Raw genomic sequence first — 17,125 nt, forward strand, 5'->3', positions numbered from 1 at the left:
GATGGTCGGTTTCCCCCGCGCTCGCGGGGATAGGCCCGAGCGCTGGCCGCCGGCCTCGCGGTCGAATCCGTTTCCCCCGCGCTCGCGGGGATAGGCCCACATCACCCGCCGCCCCCCGTCCGACTCCGGCGTTTCCCCCGCGCTCGCGGGGATAGGCCTGAGGTTCCCCCGAGATTCGCCGCCTACTCGAAGCGTTGCTATGGCACGGACGCGCCCCGCCTGAAGTCATCATCGCCTAGCCTGATTGGCGATAAAGGCATAGGGCTCGTGCGAAAGCTTGCCACTATCGAGTACACGGAGTTGGACCACCGCGAACATGCGCGGCTGTAGCAGTAAGGGTTATGTCTCTCCCCATCGCTCACAGCCCCCCACCTGCCTCCACCCGCCCCGCCCGCAGCAGCGGTTCGAGCTGCTCGGCGGGGAGCGGGCGGCAATAGTAATAGCCCTGGGCGACGGTGCAGTGGTGGGCGAGCAGGAAGCGGCGCTGGGCCTCGGTCTCGACGCCCTCGGCGATGCGTTCGAGGCCGAGGTTCTCGCCGAGGCCGATGATCGCCTTGAGGATGGCGATGGCCTGACGGGGGAGTTCGGGACGCTCGTCGATCTCGGCGAGGAAGGAGCGGTCGATCTTCAGCGAGTTCACCGGCAGGCGGTTGAGATAGCTCAGCGAGGCGTAGCCGGTGCCGAAGTCATCGAGCGCGATCGAGAAACCGCGTTGACGCAGCTCAGTGACCGCAGCCACCGCCCGCTCGATCGAGCGCATCGCTGCACTCTCGGTGATCTCGAACTCGAGCATCTCCGGGGCGATGCCGAAGGCCTCGGCGGTATTGGCGAGCCGCTGCGCCAAACCATCGAGGAAGAGCTCGTTGGCCGACAGGTTGACTGCGATCGGGACCACAGGCACCCCCTGCGCCTGCCAGTCGAGAAGCTGACGACACGCGAGATCGAGCACGATGGGGCCGAGCTGGAGGATCAGCCCGGTGCTCTCGGCCAGCGGGATGAAGCGCCCCGGCGGGATCAGCCCGCGCTCGGGATGCTGCCAGCGCGCCAGCGCCTCGAGGCTGAGGATACGCCCGTCACGCAGATCGACGCGGGGCTGGAAGTGGAGCAGGATCTCGTCGCGCTCGAGCGCCAGACGCAGGTCCTGCTCGAGCTGGAACTGTTCGTGCAGCCGCTCGTTGGTCTCCGGGGTGAAGAAACGATAGCTCCCCCGCCCCTCGGCCTTGGCCATGTGCAGGGCGGCGTCGGCATGACCGATCAGCTCGTCGGCGCTCACCGCATCGTCGGGATACAGCGAGATGCCGGTCGAGGCACTGATCAGCACCGCGCGATCCTCGATCGCCACCGGCGGAGCCAACACCTCCAGGATCTGTTTGACCAGCTCACTGCAGGTCTCCGGGGTGGGCTGATCGGCGGTCAGCCAGATGAAGTTGTCGCCGCCGAAGCGCGCCAGGGTGTCATTGCCACCGAGAATACCGAGCAACCGCTGCGCGACCTCGCGCAACACCTGATCACCGGCCTGGTGACCGAGTGAATCGTTGATCAGCTTGAGGTTGTCGAGGTCGATCGAGAGCAGCGCCAGGCTGCGCGCACCACGCCTCCCCTGGGTGAGCGCACGTTTGATGCGCTTACGCATCAAGCGACGGTTGGCCAGACCGGTGAGCGGATCGTAGTGCGAGAGGAAGGCGAGCTTGTCGGAGAGGGTCTTCTCGTCGCTGATATCGACCAGCCCCCCGTAGTAGCGACGCACCCCTGGATCACTCGGATCGAGCTGACACTCGGTGGTAGCCCGCACCCAACGCAACGAACCGTCTTTGTGGCGCAACCGCAGCTCGCAGGTCGAGGTCTGGCCGGGCTCGAGATCGACGATGTTGTCGTCGAACAGCTCACCATCCTCCTCGATCACCATGAAGCGCCAGCTGCGCTGCGCCAGCACCTCCTCGAGCGTATAGCCGGTGAGCGCGAGGATGGAGTCGGTCATCCACTCGATCCAGAACAGTCCGCCATCACGCCGCTGGCTGGCATAGGCGACATCGGTCATCACCGAGGTGACCTGACGGTAGCGGGTCTCGCTGAGCAACAGGTCGCGCTGGATCTGCTGACGCACCAGCAGATTGACGATGGTCTCGCCGAAGAGCTGCAGCACCTGCCCCTCGTCCTCGCTCCACTCCCGCGGCTGGCGCGCGCTCTCCAGCCCCAGCGAGCCGAACAACTGACCATGGCTGGTCAGGGCCACGGCGAGCAGCGCACGGGTGCCGCGCGCGCGCAACATCGCCCGTTCGAGATGGGCCTCGGGCGGCAACCGCTCGATGTCGGTGATCCCGATCGGCTGTTGACGATGGATCTGGGTCATCCGCCACGGCGTCTGCGCCAACGGCGTGGCCTGGAGCAGCGGGCTGCTCGGCGCCACCCCCTCGGCACACCACTGACAATCCTGACGCAGGGTCTGGGACTGGGGGTCGAGCCGAAACAGGACACAGCGGTCGGCCTGGAAGAAGCGCCCGATGCGCTCCAGTGCGTGCTGGAGCAGGCCGTCGAAGGCATCCGCGGTCGCATGGAGGAACTGGGTCGAGAGTTCGGCGATCAACCGCTGGAACTGTAGCTGATGACGCAACGCCTGCTGGATGCGCTCGCGCTCGGTGACGTCGGCGATCAAGCCCTGAATAGAGAGGATCCGCCCCTGCTCATCGCGCTGGACGCTGGTGTCCTCCTCCACCCAGTGCACCGAGCCATCGGCCCAGAGGATGCGATAACGCTGGGTGAAGGCCGGCCCCTCGACGCCGAGGAAGCTGTCGAAGCCCTGCTCCAGCGCGGCGCGATCGTCGGGATGGACCAGGTCGGCGAAATGCATCTCGCCGGAGCGTATCTGCTCGAGCCGATAGCCCCAGCGCCGGACGTTGTCCGAGGCATAGCGGATCGGCCAGCCCGGCTCGGGCGACCAGCGGAAGGCGACGATGTTGCTCGCGTCGATGATCTCGGCGGCGGCGCTGAGCTTGGCATTGGCCTCGACCAGTGCCTCGCGCTGGGCGATGCGCTCGGTCTGGTCGACGATGTTGCAGATCAGCTCGAACTCGTCGGTGTTGGGGATCGGCAGGCGGATCAGCACCAGGTCGACGATCAGCGCGGCGCCCTCGCGCCCCCGCAGCTCGACCTCGCGACAGCTCGCCTTGCCGTCGTCGAGGGCGCGCTCGAGCGCGGCGCACAGAAAGGACTGGTGTCTGGGCGCGGCCAGGCGCTCGAAGCGCCGGTGCTCGAAGGCGCAGAGTCGGGCGGCGGCGGCATTGAGGTCTCGGATCTCCCCCTCCGGACTGATCCTGAGCGTCGGCTGCGGCTGCTCCTGATAGAGCCCGCGGAAGCGTTGCGAGGCGATCTCGCTGGCCTGCTCGCTCTCACGCAGCGCCTCTTGCTGCAGCTCGAGCTCGGCATGGTAGACATGCAGCTCCTCGAGCAGCGCGGAGATATCGACATCACCCTGCCCGATGGCCTCGAGCACATGACCGAACCGGCCTTCGCGCAGCACCTGGCGGGCGCGATCACGCAATGCGTCGCTGGACTTCGGGGGGGATTCACTCATCGTCTCACCATGGATCACCGCGACATCATCCACCACCGATGCGGTGGCAACCGGCGAAGGGAGGCGGCGCGCCCGGCGACATCGATACGACAGACACGCCCCGGATCGAGCCGAGAGGCGCGTGCGCCCCAGCTCCCGACACAACGGCAAGGGTCGGACCATGCAATCGATCGAGCTCGCACTCAGAGGTGAGGCTGAGGCCGGAGGATCCCAAGCATCGTCGCGCCGCGGCGCCACACGGCGACGACAACCGACTCAGCAGCCCTCGACGCCGCCCTGCCAGCCCGCCTCGGTGCGGGCGAAGCGCCAGCAAGCCGTGCCCACGAACCCGACGCCGTTCCAGGAACGCGGCTCGACCTGGATCTCGCGGGCATCGGCGCGGATCCAGTTGAAGGCGTTGGGCTCGCCCTTGTGCCGGGTGGAGACCGCAGTGCCCGCCTGGGCCACCACCACGCCCTCGGCGACGCCGGCATAGCCGCGGTGGAGATGGCCGCCGAGGATCAGATCGATGCGCGCGCGGCGCAGCCCCACCAGGGTGCGGCGCGCGCGCCCGACCAGACCACGGCGACGCAGCTCGGAGGAGAGCAGAAAGGGGTGGTGGGCGACGAGGACCCGCACCGCACCAGGCTCGGCGCGCGTCACCAGCCGCTCGATGCGCGCGAGCTGGGCGCGGTTGACGCGACCACGCGACCAATCGGGGTGCGGTCCCCAGCGCCGCGCGGTGTTGATGCCGACGGCGATGAAACCGGCGCCGTCGAGTTCGGGCTCGAGCGCGCGCCCGAGCCCGGCGCGCCAGCGCCCCCAGGGATCGATGAAGCGCAGCAGCGGTCGCCATCCGGGCAGATCGTGATTGCCCGGCACCGCCAGCACCGGCGCCGGTAGCCGGGCGATGAAGTCGGCGGCGGCGGCGAACTCGGCGGGGCGCGCACGCTGGGTAAGATCGCCGCTGAGCACCACCAGGTCGGGGGCCAGGGCGTGGAGTTCGGTCTGCAGCGCCGCGACGAGGTCGGGGGCGTCACGACCGAAATGGAGGTCGGAGAGATGGGCGATGCGCATCGGCTCAGACCGTCGGGCGCCCCGCGCGCGGTACCAGCACCGCCACCGTCGCGCGCTCCAGGGTGAAACGCAGCGGCGTGCGCAGCCGCACCCGCTCACCGTCGCACATCACCGAGACGGCGCGACGCCGACCGACGCCGATCTCGGCGTGACTGGCCGAGGTGGCGAGCAGCGCGTCGTCCTGCTGCCAGGTGCCGAGCATCAGCCGCATCCCCAGACGCATCAGCTCGACACCCGAGGCGTCGCGTACGGCATAGAGCCCGAGCTGGCCGGCGTCGAGCCGAGGACGGCGCGGCACCGGACCGGGCCGGTCGTCGATCAGGTTGGCGGTGACCACCAACGCCCGCGCGCGCAGTCGCTCGTGGCGCTCGGCGGTGCGCAACCGCAGACGCAGGTGGCGATAACGCTGGATCAGCGACAACCCCCGCCACACCAGCTTCGGCCACAGCACCCAGGGGCTGTTGCCGCGCGCGCGTTCACGCTCGCGCCAGCGCGCCAGCAGCGAGCCGAAACCGACCATGCAGGCACAGAGGAAGGGTTTGCCGTTGACCCGACCGAGATCGATATGACGCACCTCGGCGTCGAGCAGCGCATCGATCGCCGCCTCGGGAGCGAGCGGGATGCCGAGATCGCGCGCGGTCCAGTTCATGGTACCGCAGGGGATGATCGCGATCGGCACCGACCGACCGGCCAGGGCCTCGACCACCGCCAGCACGGTGCCGTCACCGCCGGCGACATAGATGGCCTGATAGGTCACGCCCGAGAGCGCGGCGCGCAGCATCTCCTCGACCCGCCCGGCGACCAGCGCCAGCTCGTCGACCCGGCGCCCCTGCTCGCTCAGACGCTGACGCAGCAGGTCCACCGCAGCCAGCGCCGCGGCGCTACCGGAGGCGCGATTGGCGACCACCAGCACCCGCACGCCGGCGCGCGCGCCGGGCGCGCTGGTGTGAGGCTGGAATGGCACTGCGGTGGCGAACATGTGATGACTCCTCCTGGTCGGCTCGCGGTAGCGCGGCATCGCACTGATACATGGGGACAGATTCACGCGGCTGAAGCCCCGTCATCGAAGCGACGCTTGATCCCCGGACGATGCGCTTATAACCTGATCGGCGGCGCGGCGAGGCCATCCGAGGGCCTCGCCGCGCGCATTGACACGGAGCACCCCGTCCCGCGACGAGGGTGCGTCAAGGATCGCGCGGCGCCGCCTGGCAACCCCGCCGACGAGCGGCACACCACTCGAGGTGTTCCATGACCGAGTCGTTCGCCAGCGGTGCCCGGAGCTCGCACCAGACACATCAGGCCCGCCCCCCGGAGATCAACCGGCTGGTGCCCATCCTCGCCGGTGGCGGCACCCGGCTACCGGCCCACGTCGGCGTCATCCAGGCACTCGGCGAGCTCGATATCGACTGCGAACACATCGTCGGCGTCTCCGGCGGCAGCATCGTTGCCGGGCTGTTCGCCGCCGGCTGGTCGGCCGAGGCGATGAAGGAGCTGGCGATCAATGTCGACTTCCGCCGGTTTCGCGACTTCAACCTCTATCAGCTGCTGTTTCGCGGCGGACTCTCATCGGGCGACGGCTTCGAGCGCTGGATGGACGAGATGCTCGAGGGCGCGCGCTTTCGCGATCTGTCGCGCACGCTCCATGTCGTCGCCACCGACGTGCGCAACGGCTCGCCGGTGGTCTTCGATCGCGATCACGACCCCGACATGCGCGTCTCCCAGGCGATCCGTTACTCGATGGGGATCCCGCTGCTGTTCGCCTATCGCGAGTACCGCCAACACCTGATGATCGACGGCTGCATCCTCTCCGAGGACGCGCTGCGTCGCGACTGGGCCGGCGACGGCACCCCCAGCTGCTGCTTCCGACTGCGCGCCAACGAGCAGAACGAACGCCCGGCGGAGCGCCGCCGGGTACCGCTGCCGGGCTATCTGCAGATGCTCATCCGCGCCTTCATGACCACGCTCTCGCGCGAGTTCGTCCAGGACGTCTTCTGGAACACCACTGTGGTGATCGACACCGGCGAGATCTCGCCGCTGGAGTTCCGTCTCAGCCCCGAGACCAAGCTCGAGCTCTACCAGGCCGGCTACCGCACCACCCTCGAGATCCTGCCGGTGAAGCTCGGCAAGCTCGTCGCCCAGCGCGGCACCGGGGCACCCGGCTGACCCTGGCCACGCCCCCGCCCAGCAGCGAGAATGTCCGTCACCGCAACCGCGAGGAGACCCGCTCATGTCCATCGGACAACGCTCACTGACCCTGTTCGGCGCCGTACTGCTGGCCGGCTGCTCGGCCCCGGGCGAAGACGTCCGCGTCACCCTGTGCAAGGGACTGGTGCTCACCCAGGGCGCGGCCAGCGACTGGCAGATCGAGACCCGTCTGCCCGCTCAATATCGGGACCTCGAGGTCAGGCTGCAGTTCACCGACGGCGCCGGGCGGCAGGCCAGCGCGCAATGCTTCTATCCCTATCGCGCGGTCGAGGACGACGCCCTGGCGCTCGCCGACCCGCTCTCGGTCTATGGCACGGCGCCGACGCGACTGCGCATCGACGGGCGCGAGTTCTCGCGCCAGGCGCTCGCCGAGGCGGTGAGCGCAGCAATGGGTGCGCAGGCCCGGGAGTGGGTCGAGGGGATGCGTGAAGGACTGGAGCAGACCGCACGCGAACTCGGCGGCGAATGAGACCGCGCCCCCGGTCTGCACCGGGGGCGGGCGTGAGGGATCAGCGCGAGACGTGCGAGCGGGTCATCAGCTTGAGGATCTTCCAGTTGATGACGAGAAAACGCACGATCTGCCAGATCAGCGAGGTGCGCATGTAGCGGGTGAACCCGGTGGGCACCGGCGCGTAGTACTCCTGCTGGTAGGGCTCTTTGTTCTTGATCGGCATGACGGTCTCTCTGTGTGGGGCGTCACGGGGCGCACGCGCCCCGCCATGACAAGGGTTGCGCTCGGCGCGGCATCACTCAGTCCGGCAGCACCGACCAGCCCGGGCGCAGCTTGGCCTGGTAGATGAAGACGTGGTGCAGCAGATACTTCATCCAGTGTCCGGCCAGTCCGACCTCGCCGAAGGTGAGGTCCATGTCGCGACCGTACTCGGGATAGCGCTCATAGTCCGGCACCACCGGGAAGACGGTCATCGTCGCCGCGCTGCCGGTGAGCAGACCGGAGCCGGTCGAGGCCACGCAGGCGGCACCCATCTCGGCCATCGAGGCGGTATGGGTCGGCTCCTCGGCGCCGTTGAGCATGTCGCGGATACTGGTCGCCACCGCCTTGCCCATGGTCGCCGAAGGCATGCCGGTGCGCGGCGGCGTGGGGCTGATCGGGGTGCCGTTGGCGCTCTTCATCGGCTTGCTGATCGGGTGCGGCGGGGCGAAGGCGATGCCCACCGCGAACAGGTTGCGATAGGTCGGGTTCTGATAGGTCTTGGGCCAGTCCTCGGTGGTCCAGTCCTCGAACGCCTTGGGGGTGTAGTCGGCATCGACCTTCATGAAGCCGTTGGGCGCGAACAGGGTGCTGGTGATGTCCTCGCCGGCCTTGTCGAAGGCCTTGAGCAGGGCCCCGGCGAAGGGCGGGATGAGCATCGCGAAATCAAACGGCAACTCGCCATGGCTGCCGTCGAGCAGCTCGTAGTGGATCACCTTGGGCTCGACCTTGTAGACATGGGCGCGGGTGATCCACTCCACTCCGCGCTCGGCCATCAGCGACTCGGCGAAGGTCTTGCCGTTGGTGACATAGCCGCCGCGGGTGATGTGCACCCCGCCCATGCCGAAGTCACCGAGCTCGTACTCGTTGCTGATCCACACCAGCCGACCGAGCTGGCGCACCCCGGCGTCGCGCAGGCATTGGTCGATGTTGTAGATGTACTCGAAGGCCGCGCCCTGGCAGGTGCACATGCCATGCCCGGTGCCGACCACGAAGGTGCGGCGCTCGCCCTGCTGCATCGCCGCGATCGCCTCCTGCAACTGGGCGTTGGCCTCGAGGGCATGGCTCGCGGTGCACACCGAGGTGGTGTAGCCGCCCTCCGGTCCGAGCCCGGGGGTGGCGCCGAAGTTGAGCCTGGGACCGGTGGCGTTGACCAGGAAGTCGTAGTCGAGCGTGTCGGTCTGCCCGAGCCGCGCTGGGTCGGTGTACTCGATGCTGACATAGGGCCGCTCGCCCGCCTCCCCGCCCTCGGGGTGGATCGAGAGCGCCTTGGCCTGACGGAAGTCGATCTTGAGCTTCTTGTAGACCGGGGCCAGCTCGAAGGTGACCTGTCGCTCGGTCATCTCACCGATCCCGACCCAGATGTTGGAAGGGATCCAGTTCCATTTGGCGTTGGGCGAGACCACCACGACCTGGTGCTTGCCCTTGACCCACTTGCCGAGATATCTGGCGACCGTGTGCCCAGAAATCCCTGCCCCGAGAATGACGATACGCGCCATGTGCTAACTCCACAGTGCTTGACCTGGCGGCTCCGGCGAGACCCGTGACCGGGGCGCGAAGGAATTCGTCGCGTGTGCGCCTGCTCCCCCCGAAGGGAGCCACCACCCACACCTCGAGCCATCCCTGCCGTCCCCGGCACAGCCGTGCAGAGCGACCTCAAGCCATTGATAAGAAAGGGCATCGACGATGCGATGACGACACCCCGCGCCGCGTCCGCTCGCCCTGGACCGGCGATCGGCATCGCGGCAGAAAAACCATGAACTCGCGGTGGATGTCAAATCTCGTTGACGATGCCGCCGACACGGCGCTATGGCCGCGTCACCAACAGCTCAATGAGACCGCTCGGGCTCGAGGATGTTGCGCAGCGGCTCGGGACGGCCGATGAAGTAACCCTGAACGAAGTCGATGCCGATCTCCTCGAGCAGCGCCAGGGTGGCGTCGTTCTCGACGTGCTCGGCGATGGTGCGCTTGCCGAGGATCTTGCCGATGTCGTTGATCGAGCGGATCAGCGCAAGGTTGGCCGAGTCGGTGGCGATGCCCTGGACGAACTCGCCGTCGATCTTGAGGAAGTCGACCTCGAGGTCGCGCAGATAGAGATAGGAGGCATAGCCGCTGCCGAAGTCGTCGAGCGCGAAGCGACAACCGCGCGACTTGAGCCCGGCGATGAAACGACGTGCGGCCTGCAGGTCGGAGATGGCCACGGTCTCGGTGACCTCGAAGCAGATCTTGCCCGGCGTGGTGTCGAAGTGGCGAAGCTGCTCGAGCACATAGTCGAGGAAACCGCGACTGCCGAGCGAGTGACCGGAGAGGTTGATGGTGACATAGCCGAAGCGATCGAAGCGCTCGGCATGTTCGGCGAGCGTCTGCAGGACCGAGCGCACCACCCAACGATCGAGCTTCACCGACAGCCCGTAGCGTTCGGCGATCGGCAGGAACTGCCCCGGCGAGATCAGATCGCCATCCTCTCCCTTGAGTCGCAGCAGGATCTCGTAGTTGATCGGCTCGGCGGCGGCCTGCGGCGCCCTGGCGTTGGCCACGATCGGCTGCGAGAACAGCTCCAGGCGGTCCTCCTCGAGCGCCCGCACCAGCCGCGACAGCGCGTGCGCCTCGTTGTTGCGCCGCTTGAGCTTGCCGTCGTGCTCGCGATACAGCCGGACGTTGCCGCCGCCGACCTCCTGGGTCGAGAGACAGGCCGAATAGGCCTTGCGCAGCAGCTGCTCGCCCGAGTCGCCGTCACGATACTCGGCCACGCCGATACTCAGGCTGATGACGAAGCGATAGCCGCGAAAGCTGAACTGGAAGTCGTCGACCGCATCGCACAGCGACTCGGCCAGGGTCTCGACCCGGTCGGCCGCCCTGCCCTCGAGCAGGATGCCGAACTCGTCGTTACCGAGCCGTCCGAGCAGGCTCGCCCCGGCGAAATGCTCGCGCAGCAGCTCGGCGAGCACCCGGATCAGCTGATCGCCGGCGGCCTGACCGGCGGCGTCGTTGATCACCCGGAAGCGATCGATATCGACATGGATCAGCGCCCGCCCCCCGGCGCCGGGCGCAACCCGCCCCAGCGCCCGCGCCAACTCTGACTCGAAGGCGGCGCGATTGAGCAGCCCGGTGAGCGTGTCGAGTCGCGCCAGCCGATCGCGCAGCCGCGACTCGCGCACCAGCGCCGACTCGGCCGCCGAGCGCCGACGGCGCTCGGCATCGAGCGAGGCGTCGCAGTGACTGAGCGCGCGGCTGCGCTCGGCGATGGCCTCACGCTGGCCACGCACCAGCCGCCCGTGCTCGAGGGTCTGCGTCAACACGTCGCAGACCAGTTGCAACAGGCGCTCGTGCCAGCGCGAATAACGCCCGGCGGCAGGATGACCGACCACCAGCACGCCCTGCACCCGTCCCGCCGCGGCGAGCGGTGCGGCCAGCAGCGAACCGTGGACCTCGCTGGCGCCGCGCAGGATCTCGCCGTCGGCGATGACGCGCGCGGCCAGCTCGTCGAGCGCCGCGCCGGGCGCATCGGCGTCATCGGGGTCGCGGCGGACATGGGCGGTGCAGACCAGCGCGCGGTCGTGCTGGAGATAGAGGGCGCAGCACTCGAGGTCGCGATGCGTGACACAGGCGCGGGCGGCGTGCGCGCACAGCTCGGGTTCGTCGAGCGCCGTGGCGTCCGGCACCACCAGACTGCGCAGCATGCTCAGGGATTCGATCAGGGAAAGAATGCCGGAGTCCCCACCGGCGTCCATTGCACTGGGTTGGAAGATATCCATGTCAACCTCTAGCTGAAGGCATCCGCCATCTCGCACAGATGCCCGATCCGGGCGCACCAGCGCGAAGCGGTCCGCCGCCATTCATCGGCCTCGACCCCCAACGCCGCAGGCGGCGCCAGGTCCAGATCCCCGGCCGTCTCCGGATGACGCTCGGCCAACGTCCCGAAGCGCTCGGCAAAGCCCACCAGCTGCACCAGCCGCCAGTACCCACCGCCATAGTCCGGCTCGCCGTGTCGCGCCATGGTCACGGCGAGCCCCGGCGGCAGCTGCCAGGCGCGCGCCAGCGCGGCCCCCGCCAGGCAGTGATCGAGTCCCAGCCGTTGTCGGGTCAACTCGGCGACCCCTCGCTCGGGGTCGTCGGCGGCGGCGATGAAGACCTCGTCCATGACCTCCGGCGTCAGGTGCACCAGCACCAGCAGCCCGAGGTTGTGCAACAGACCGGCGAGATAGACCCCGGCGAGGGTCTCCTCGCGATCGCCCGGCACCTTGGCCGCGAGCGCCTCGGCGAGCGTCGCGGTGAGCATCGCCCGACGCCAGTAGCGCCCGGGGTCGAATGCCGGACAGCGATCGCGCTCGAAGGGCGCGCTCAGCAGCAGACTGATGCTGAGGTCGCGCACCAGGCGCAAGCCCAGCACCCGGATCACCGCATCGCCGAGATCGCGCGCCGGGATGGGACCGGCGAAGAAGGCCGAGCGGGCGATCCCGAGCAGCCGCGCGGCGATCGGCGGGCTACGCTCGATCAGCTCGAGCACACGATTGACATCGAGCTCGGGGTCGACCAACTCGGCGAGCAGCACCTGCGCCTGCTCGGGAAGCGGCGGAAGGGACTGCAACTCGCGGATCAGCGTGCCGAGTCGGGCAGGCGGCGAGCATGACGGGGATACGGCGGCGGGAACGTCTGTCACTTGGAACTCGCGACATGCCCCGGCGCATCGCGCTCGACACCCCGGGGCATACAGAAACTCGGGCTAGCGCCCAACTCTACACTCGATTCTGCTCACGTGCAGGACCCAGATCCCAAAATCTCATATCTCACGACGGCTGACTATCCTTGGACGAACCGCCCCCCGATCGTCACGGGGCCCAACGTCCAGTCGAAGGGAGGAGCCGACATGCGCCTGGAACAGCGACTCAACGCCCTGCTCTCGACCCTGTTCCGCTTCACCGAGAAGCTGGTGCTCACCGGCGTCGGCGTGCTCGCGCTGATGGGCATCGCGCAGCTGGTCTGGGGCATCGGCGAGCATCGCGAGGTGCGCCTCGAAGACCTGCTGCTGATGTTCATCTATATCGAGATCATGGCGATGACCCACGTCTATTTCGTGCGTCACGCCGTGCCCTTCACCTACCCGATGTTCATCGCCGTGACCGCGCTGTCGCGGCTGATCGTGCTCCAGGGCAAGAACATCGCCCCCGAGAACCTGCTCTACGAGGGCGGCGCCATCCTCTTGGTGAGCATCGCCATCCTCATCGTGCGCTACAGTCAGCGCTACAGCATCGACGCCGCCGGCGAGGCGACGCACCACGAGCCCGAGCCGACCGAGCACCGCTGAACCATCGCCTTGCACCGGCGCAACGCGTAAACTTGCGCCCCGGCCGCCACCCGCGGCCTGCTTCAAATCAGGAGATACCGAGAAATGCCAAGCGCCCCGAGCCGTTCGCTCGAGACCTTCCCCAACCCCCAGCCCGAGCGCGACTACACCATCCGCATCCGCGTGCCCGAGTTCACCTGTCTGTGCCCCAAGACCGGCCAGCCGGACTTCGCCGAACTCACCCTCGAGTACATCCCCGAGGCGCGCTGTGTCGAACTCAAGGCGCTGAAGAACTATGTCTGGTCCTATCGCGACGAGGGCGCCTTCCACGAGGCGGTGACCAATCGCATCCTCGGCGACCTGGTGGCGGCCACCGAGCCGCGCTTCATGCGTCTGACCGCGGACTTCAACGTGCGCGGCGGCATCTACACCACGGTGGTCGCCGAGCATCGTGCCGCCGACTGGCAGCCCCAGCCCCAGGTGCAGCTGCCCTGAGACCGATGCGCGGGGAAGCGGCCTTCATCGGGCTCGATCTCGGCACCTCCGGGTGTCGGGCGGTAGCGATCAACGCCGCCGCCGAGCCGCTCGCCGAGACCCGCACCGCACTCCCCGATTCGACCCGACCGGCCCCCGGTCGGGTCGAACAGAACCCCGAGGACTGGTGGCAGGCGCTCACCGAGGTGCTGCGCGCGCTGGTCGCCGCACTCCCCGATCATCGCCCCGCGGCGCTCGCCGTGGCCGCCACCTCCCCCACATTGTTGCTCGCCGATACCGCCGGCGATCCGCTCGGCCCGGCGCTGATGTACGACGACCAGAGCGCCCACCAGGCCGCCGCACGCATCGCCGCCAGCGCGCCGACGAGCAGCGCCGCGCGCGGCCCCGGCTCGGGGCTGGCCAAGCTGCTCGCGCTCCATGACCGGCTCGCCCCCGCAGGTCCGTTCTGGGCGCTGCACCAGGCCGACTGGATCGCCGCCCGACTGACCGGCGTGCTGGCCGCCAGCGATTGGCACAACGCCCTCAAGCTCGGTCACGACCCCGAACGCGCGGGCTGGCCCGAGTGGGTCGGCGCCCTGCTGCCACCCGGCGCGCGGCTGCCGCAGGTGCTCGCCCCCGGCACCCGGATCGCACCACTCGCCCCGGCGGTGGCCGCCGCCACCGGACTGCCCCCGACCACCCGGGTGGTCGCCGGCACCACCGACAGCACCGCCGCGGCGCTCGCCGCCGGACTCGCGCGACCGGGCGAGGCGCTCACCAGCCTCGGCACCACCCTGGTGGTCAAGGTGCTCTCGCCGCAGCGCATCGAGGCCCCCGACTACGGCGTCTACAGCCACCGCTACGGCGCGCACTGGCTGGTCGGCGGCGGCTCCAACAGCGGCGCCGGGGTGCTGCGCCGCGAGTTCGACGATGACGCCCTCGTCACGCTCAGCGCACGCATCGACCCCGAGCGCGACTCGGGGCTCGACTACTACCCGCTGCCGGGGATCGGCGAGCGCTTCCCGCACCCCGACCCGCATCTCGCGCCACGGCTCGACCCTCACCCCGGCGACCCGGTACGCCGCCTCCACGGCCTGCTCGAGGGCATCGCCCGGATCGAGGCCGAGGGCTATGCCCGGCTCGCCGAGCTCGGCGCACCGCGACCACGCCACGTGCTCAGCATCGGCGGCGGCGCGCACAACCCCACCTGGACGCGGCTGCGCGCACGCCTGCTCGACTGCACCGTGCTCCGCGCCTTGCGTCAGGAAGCGGCCTTCGGCGCAGCACTGCTCGCCCGAGGGGGCGCCGCCGACGGCTGAAGCGGCCATCGAACACCGTCGCGCCACCCCACAACGGGCTGCTAACATGCAACGATCCGTGCCCAAGACGGCCCGGCCGACGTCCGCTTTCTCTCACTGACCCTAGAAGGAGCTTCCTGCCGTGACCTTCGATTCGGACCTGCAAGACCTGCGTATTGGCATCATCGGACTGGGTTACGTCGGCCTGCCGCTGGCCGTCGAGTTCGGCAAGCGCTACGACACCGTCGGCTTCGACATCGCCGCGGCACGCATCGCCGAGCTGCGCGCCGGGCGCGACAGCTCGCTCGAGGTCGAGCCCGAGGAGCTGCGCGCGGTGACGCGACTGAGCTACACCGAGCACGCCGCCGACCTGGCCGAGTGCCGGGTGCTGGTGGTCACCGTGCCGACCCCGATCAACGAGCACAAGCAGCCCGACCTCGGCCCGCTGGAATCGGCCAGCCGCGCCATCGGCGAGATCATCCGCCCCGGCACCGTGGTGGTCTACGAGTCGACCGTCTACCCCGGCGCCACCGAGGAGGTGTGCGTACCGATCATCGAGCGGATCTCGGGGCTGACCTACAACCAGGACTTCTTCGCCGGCTACAGCCCCGAGCGCATCAACCCCGGCGACAAGGAACATCGGCTGCCGACGATCAAGAAGGTGACCTCGGGCTCGACCCCCGAGGTGGCCGACTTCGTCGATGCGCTCTACGCCTCGATCATCACCGCCGGCACCCACCGCGCCAGCAGCATCCGCGTGGCCGAGGCGGCCAAGGTCATCGAGAACACCCAGCGCGATCTCAACATCGCGCTGATCAACGAGCTGGCGCTGATCTTCGGCAAGCTCGGCATCGACACCCAGGAGGTGCTCGAGGCCGCCGGCAGCAAGTGGAACTTCCTGCCCTTCCGCCCCGGCCTGGTCGGCGGTCACTGCATCGGCGTCGACCCCTACTATCTCACCCACAAGGCGCAACAGATCGGCCACAACCCCGAGATCATCCTCGCCGGGCGGCGGCTCAACGACAGCATGGGCGCCTATGTCGCCGGTCAGGTGATCAAGCTGATGGCACGACGCGGCGGACTCGGCGAGGCGCCGCGGGTGCTGGTGCTGGGACTGACCTTCAAGGAGAATTGTCCCGACCTGCGCAACACCCGGGTGGTCGACATCCTCGCCGAGCTGGCCGACTATGGCATCGCCTGCGACGTCCACGACCCCTGGGCCGACAGCGCCGCGGCCGAGGCCGAGTACGGCATCACCCTGGTCGACGACCCGGCCGCGGGCGTCTACGACGCCGTGGTGCTCGCCGTCGCCCATCGCCAGTACGCCGCGCTCGGGGCCGAGCGCATCCGCGCCTACGGCAAGCCCGGCGCCGTGCTCTACGACGTCAAGCAGCTGCTGCCGCGCGATCAGGTCGACGGCCGGCTCTGAGCCCGCGCCCGCCCGGGCCGGGCACACGCCCCCATCCCCCCGACCCGGCGCGCCCACCCCGGGCGCGCCCTGGAGCGAGAACACTATGAAAGTCATGGTCACCGGCAGCGCCGGTTTCATCGGCTCGGCCCTGTCGCTGCGTCTGCTCGAGCGCGGCGACGAGGTGATCGGCGTCGACAACCTCAACGACTACTACGACGTCAACCTCAAGCGCGCCCGACTGGCGCGCACCCAGGACCATCCGCGCTTCCACGACCTGCGTATCGACATCGAGGACGGCGCGGCGCTCCATGCCGCCTTCGCCGAGCATCGCCCCGACCGGGTGGTCAACCTCGCCGCCCAGGCCGGGGTGCGCTACTCGATCGAGAACCCGATGGCCTACGTCAACACCAACCTCGTCGGCTTCGCCAACATCCTCGAGGGCTGTCGCCATCACGGCGTCGAGCACCTGGTCTACGCCTCGAGCAGCTCGGTCTACGGCGCCAACACCGAGATGCCCTTCTCGGTGCATCACAACGTCGACCACCCGGTCAGCCTCTACGCGGCGAGCAAGAAGGCCAACGAGCTGATGGCCCACACCTACAGCCATCTCTACCGGCTGCCGACCACCGGGCTGCGCTTCTTCACCGTCTACGGTCCCTGGGGCCGGCCCGACATGGCGCTGTTCAAGTTCACCCGCGCGATCCTCGCCGGCGAGCCGATCGACGTCTTCAACTACGGCAAGCACCGTCGCGACTTCACCTTCATCGACGACATCGTCGAGGGCGTGATCCGGGTGCTCGACCGCGTCCCCGCGGGCAATCCCGCGTGGAGCGGCGCGACCCCAGACGCGGCCTCCAGCGCCGCGCCCTACCGCATCTACAACATCGGCAACAACAATCCGGTGGAGTTGATGGAGTACATCGCGGTGCTCGAACGCTGCCTCGGGCGCGAGGCCGAGAAGAACCTGCTGCCGCTGCAGCCCGGCGACGTGCCCGACACCTATGCCGACGTCGCCGATCTGGTGCGCGACACCGGCTACCAGCCGAACACCTCGGTGGCCGACGGCGTGGCGCGCTTCGTCGACTGGTATCGCGATTTCTATCAGGTGTGAGCGGGG

General features: G+C 68.8%; 14 protein-coding genes and 1 CRISPR repeat array (1 of these 15 running past the window's edge). Of the genes, 7 read left to right on the forward strand and 7 right to left on the reverse strand.

Features of this window, described 5'->3' with window-relative positions:
• A CRISPR array of direct repeats spans positions 1-159; the repeat unit is 29 nt; unit sequence GTTTCCCCCGCGCTCGCGGGGATAGGCCC; it begins 1,517 nt to the left of the window's first position.
• 199 nt (positions 160-358) lie between these two features.
• From EDC29_RS15905 to EDC29_RS15915, 3 genes are all read right to left on the reverse strand, one after another.
• Positions 359-3,571: a sensor domain-containing protein gene (locus EDC29_RS15905; RefSeq protein ID WP_132230587.1), complete on the reverse strand. Its 3,213-nt coding sequence runs from the start codon at positions 3,569-3,571 to the stop codon at positions 359-361.
• Positions 3,572-3,826: 255 nt separating this feature from the next.
• Positions 3,827-4,627 carry a metallophosphoesterase family protein gene (locus EDC29_RS15910; protein ID WP_132230588.1) on the reverse strand — a complete coding sequence of 267 codons (801 nt, stop codon included), beginning with the start codon at positions 4,625-4,627 and terminating at the stop codon, positions 3,827-3,829.
• 4 nt (positions 4,628-4,631) lie between these two features.
• Positions 4,632-5,606: a diacylglycerol/lipid kinase family protein gene (locus EDC29_RS15915; RefSeq protein WP_165913555.1), complete on the reverse strand. Its 975-nt coding sequence runs from the start codon at positions 5,604-5,606 to the stop codon at positions 4,632-4,634.
• Between the two features lie 269 nt (positions 5,607-5,875).
• On the opposite strand from EDC29_RS15915, the gene EDC29_RS15920 reads away from it, so the two are divergent.
• Entirely contained in the window at positions 5,876-6,790 is a 915-nt protein-coding gene (locus EDC29_RS15920) for a patatin-like phospholipase family protein (RefSeq protein ID WP_123142769.1), read from the forward strand.
• Positions 6,791-6,854: 64 nt separating this feature from the next.
• Positions 6,855-7,301, forward strand: coding sequence for a hypothetical protein (locus EDC29_RS15925; protein WP_123142770.1), 447 nt, complete (start codon positions 6,855-6,857; stop codon positions 7,299-7,301).
• A 40-nt stretch (positions 7,302-7,341) separates the two neighbouring features.
• On the opposite strand, the gene EDC29_RS17335 is transcribed toward EDC29_RS15925, so the two are convergent.
• The 4 genes from EDC29_RS17335 to EDC29_RS15940 all read right to left on the reverse strand — a co-directional run bounded on the left by EDC29_RS17335 (position 7,342) and on the right by EDC29_RS15940 (position 12,129).
• Positions 7,342-7,506, reverse strand: coding sequence for a hypothetical protein (locus tag EDC29_RS17335; protein WP_165913556.1), 165 nt, complete (start codon positions 7,504-7,506; stop codon positions 7,342-7,344).
• A gap of 76 nt (positions 7,507-7,582) precedes the next feature.
• Positions 7,583-9,040, reverse strand: a complete 1,458-nt coding sequence (locus EDC29_RS15930) for an NAD(P)/FAD-dependent oxidoreductase (RefSeq protein WP_123139700.1) — start codon at positions 9,038-9,040, stop codon at positions 7,583-7,585.
• A 330-nt stretch (positions 9,041-9,370) separates the two neighbouring features.
• Positions 9,371-11,296 (reverse strand): putative bifunctional diguanylate cyclase/phosphodiesterase, encoded by a 1,926-nt coding sequence (locus tag EDC29_RS15935; RefSeq protein WP_132230590.1) that lies wholly within the window; start codon positions 11,294-11,296, stop codon positions 9,371-9,373.
• 8 nt (positions 11,297-11,304) lie between these two features.
• Positions 11,305-12,129, reverse strand: a complete 825-nt coding sequence (locus tag EDC29_RS15940) for an HDOD domain-containing protein (protein WP_132230591.1) — start codon at positions 12,127-12,129, stop codon at positions 11,305-11,307.
• A gap of 279 nt (positions 12,130-12,408) precedes the next feature.
• Between EDC29_RS15940 and EDC29_RS15945 the strand changes: the two genes are divergently transcribed.
• The 5 genes from EDC29_RS15945 (at position 12,409) to EDC29_RS15965 (ending at position 17,119) form a co-directional block, all read left to right on the forward strand.
• The gene (locus EDC29_RS15945; RefSeq protein ID WP_123139697.1) at positions 12,409-12,846 is read left to right on the forward strand and encodes a phosphate-starvation-inducible protein PsiE; all 438 of its coding nucleotides are present in this window, start codon (positions 12,409-12,411) and stop codon (positions 12,844-12,846) included.
• Positions 12,847-12,930: 84 nt separating this feature from the next.
• The gene (queF, locus tag EDC29_RS15950; RefSeq protein WP_062276506.1) at positions 12,931-13,320 is read left to right on the forward strand and encodes a preQ(1) synthase; all 390 of its coding nucleotides are present in this window, start codon (positions 12,931-12,933) and stop codon (positions 13,318-13,320) included.
• 5 nt (positions 13,321-13,325) lie between these two features.
• Positions 13,326-14,618, forward strand: a complete 1,293-nt coding sequence (locus EDC29_RS15955) for an FGGY-family carbohydrate kinase (RefSeq protein WP_132230592.1) — start codon at positions 13,326-13,328, stop codon at positions 14,616-14,618.
• 121 nt (positions 14,619-14,739) lie between these two features.
• Entirely contained in the window at positions 14,740-16,026 is a 1,287-nt protein-coding gene (gene tviB / locus EDC29_RS15960) for a Vi polysaccharide biosynthesis UDP-N-acetylglucosamine C-6 dehydrogenase TviB (RefSeq protein ID WP_132230593.1), read from the forward strand.
• Between the two features lie 85 nt (positions 16,027-16,111).
• The gene (locus tag EDC29_RS15965) at positions 16,112-17,119 is read left to right on the forward strand and encodes an NAD-dependent epimerase (RefSeq protein WP_123139694.1); all 1,008 of its coding nucleotides are present in this window, start codon (positions 16,112-16,114) and stop codon (positions 17,117-17,119) included.
• The last annotated feature ends 6 nt before the right edge of the window (positions 17,120-17,125 follow it).

Source organism: Marichromatium gracile (genome assembly GCF_004343155.1).
Lineage (GTDB): Bacteria > Pseudomonadota > Gammaproteobacteria > Chromatiales > Chromatiaceae > Marichromatium > Marichromatium gracile.

What these genes read in the sequence shown, in the direction of transcription:
- EDC29_RS15910 (WP_132230588.1), bottom strand. Translation starts at nt 4,627, where the DNA reads ATGCGCATCGCCCATCTCTCCGACCTCCATTTCGGTCGTGACGCCCCC.
- EDC29_RS15905 (WP_132230587.1), bottom strand. Translation starts at nt 3,571, where the DNA reads ATGAGTGAATCCCCCCCGAAGTCCAGCGACGCATTGCGTGATCGCGCC.
- EDC29_RS17335 (WP_165913556.1), bottom strand. Translation starts at nt 7,506, where the DNA reads ATGCCGATCAAGAACAAAGAGCCCTACCAGCAGGAGTACTACGCGCCG.
- EDC29_RS15930 (WP_123139700.1), bottom strand. Translation starts at nt 9,040, where the DNA reads ATGGCGCGTATCGTCATTCTCGGGGCAGGGATTTCTGGGCACACGGTC.
- EDC29_RS15915 (WP_165913555.1), bottom strand. Translation starts at nt 5,606, where the DNA reads ATGTTCGCCACCGCAGTGCCATTCCAGCCTCACACCAGCGCGCCCGGC.
- queF (WP_062276506.1), top strand. Translation starts at nt 12,931, where the DNA reads ATGCCAAGCGCCCCGAGCCGTTCGCTCGAGACCTTCCCCAACCCCCAG.
- EDC29_RS15965 (WP_123139694.1), top strand. Translation starts at nt 16,112, where the DNA reads ATGAAAGTCATGGTCACCGGCAGCGCCGGTTTCATCGGCTCGGCCCTG.
- EDC29_RS15920 (WP_123142769.1), top strand. Translation starts at nt 5,876, where the DNA reads ATGACCGAGTCGTTCGCCAGCGGTGCCCGGAGCTCGCACCAGACACAT.
- EDC29_RS15925 (WP_123142770.1), top strand. Translation starts at nt 6,855, where the DNA reads ATGTCCATCGGACAACGCTCACTGACCCTGTTCGGCGCCGTACTGCTG.
- EDC29_RS15945 (WP_123139697.1), top strand. Translation starts at nt 12,409, where the DNA reads ATGCGCCTGGAACAGCGACTCAACGCCCTGCTCTCGACCCTGTTCCGC.
- EDC29_RS15935 (WP_132230590.1), bottom strand. Translation starts at nt 11,296, where the DNA reads ATGGATATCTTCCAACCCAGTGCAATGGACGCCGGTGGGGACTCCGGC.
- EDC29_RS15955 (WP_132230592.1), top strand. Translation starts at nt 13,326, where the DNA reads ATGCGCGGGGAAGCGGCCTTCATCGGGCTCGATCTCGGCACCTCCGGG.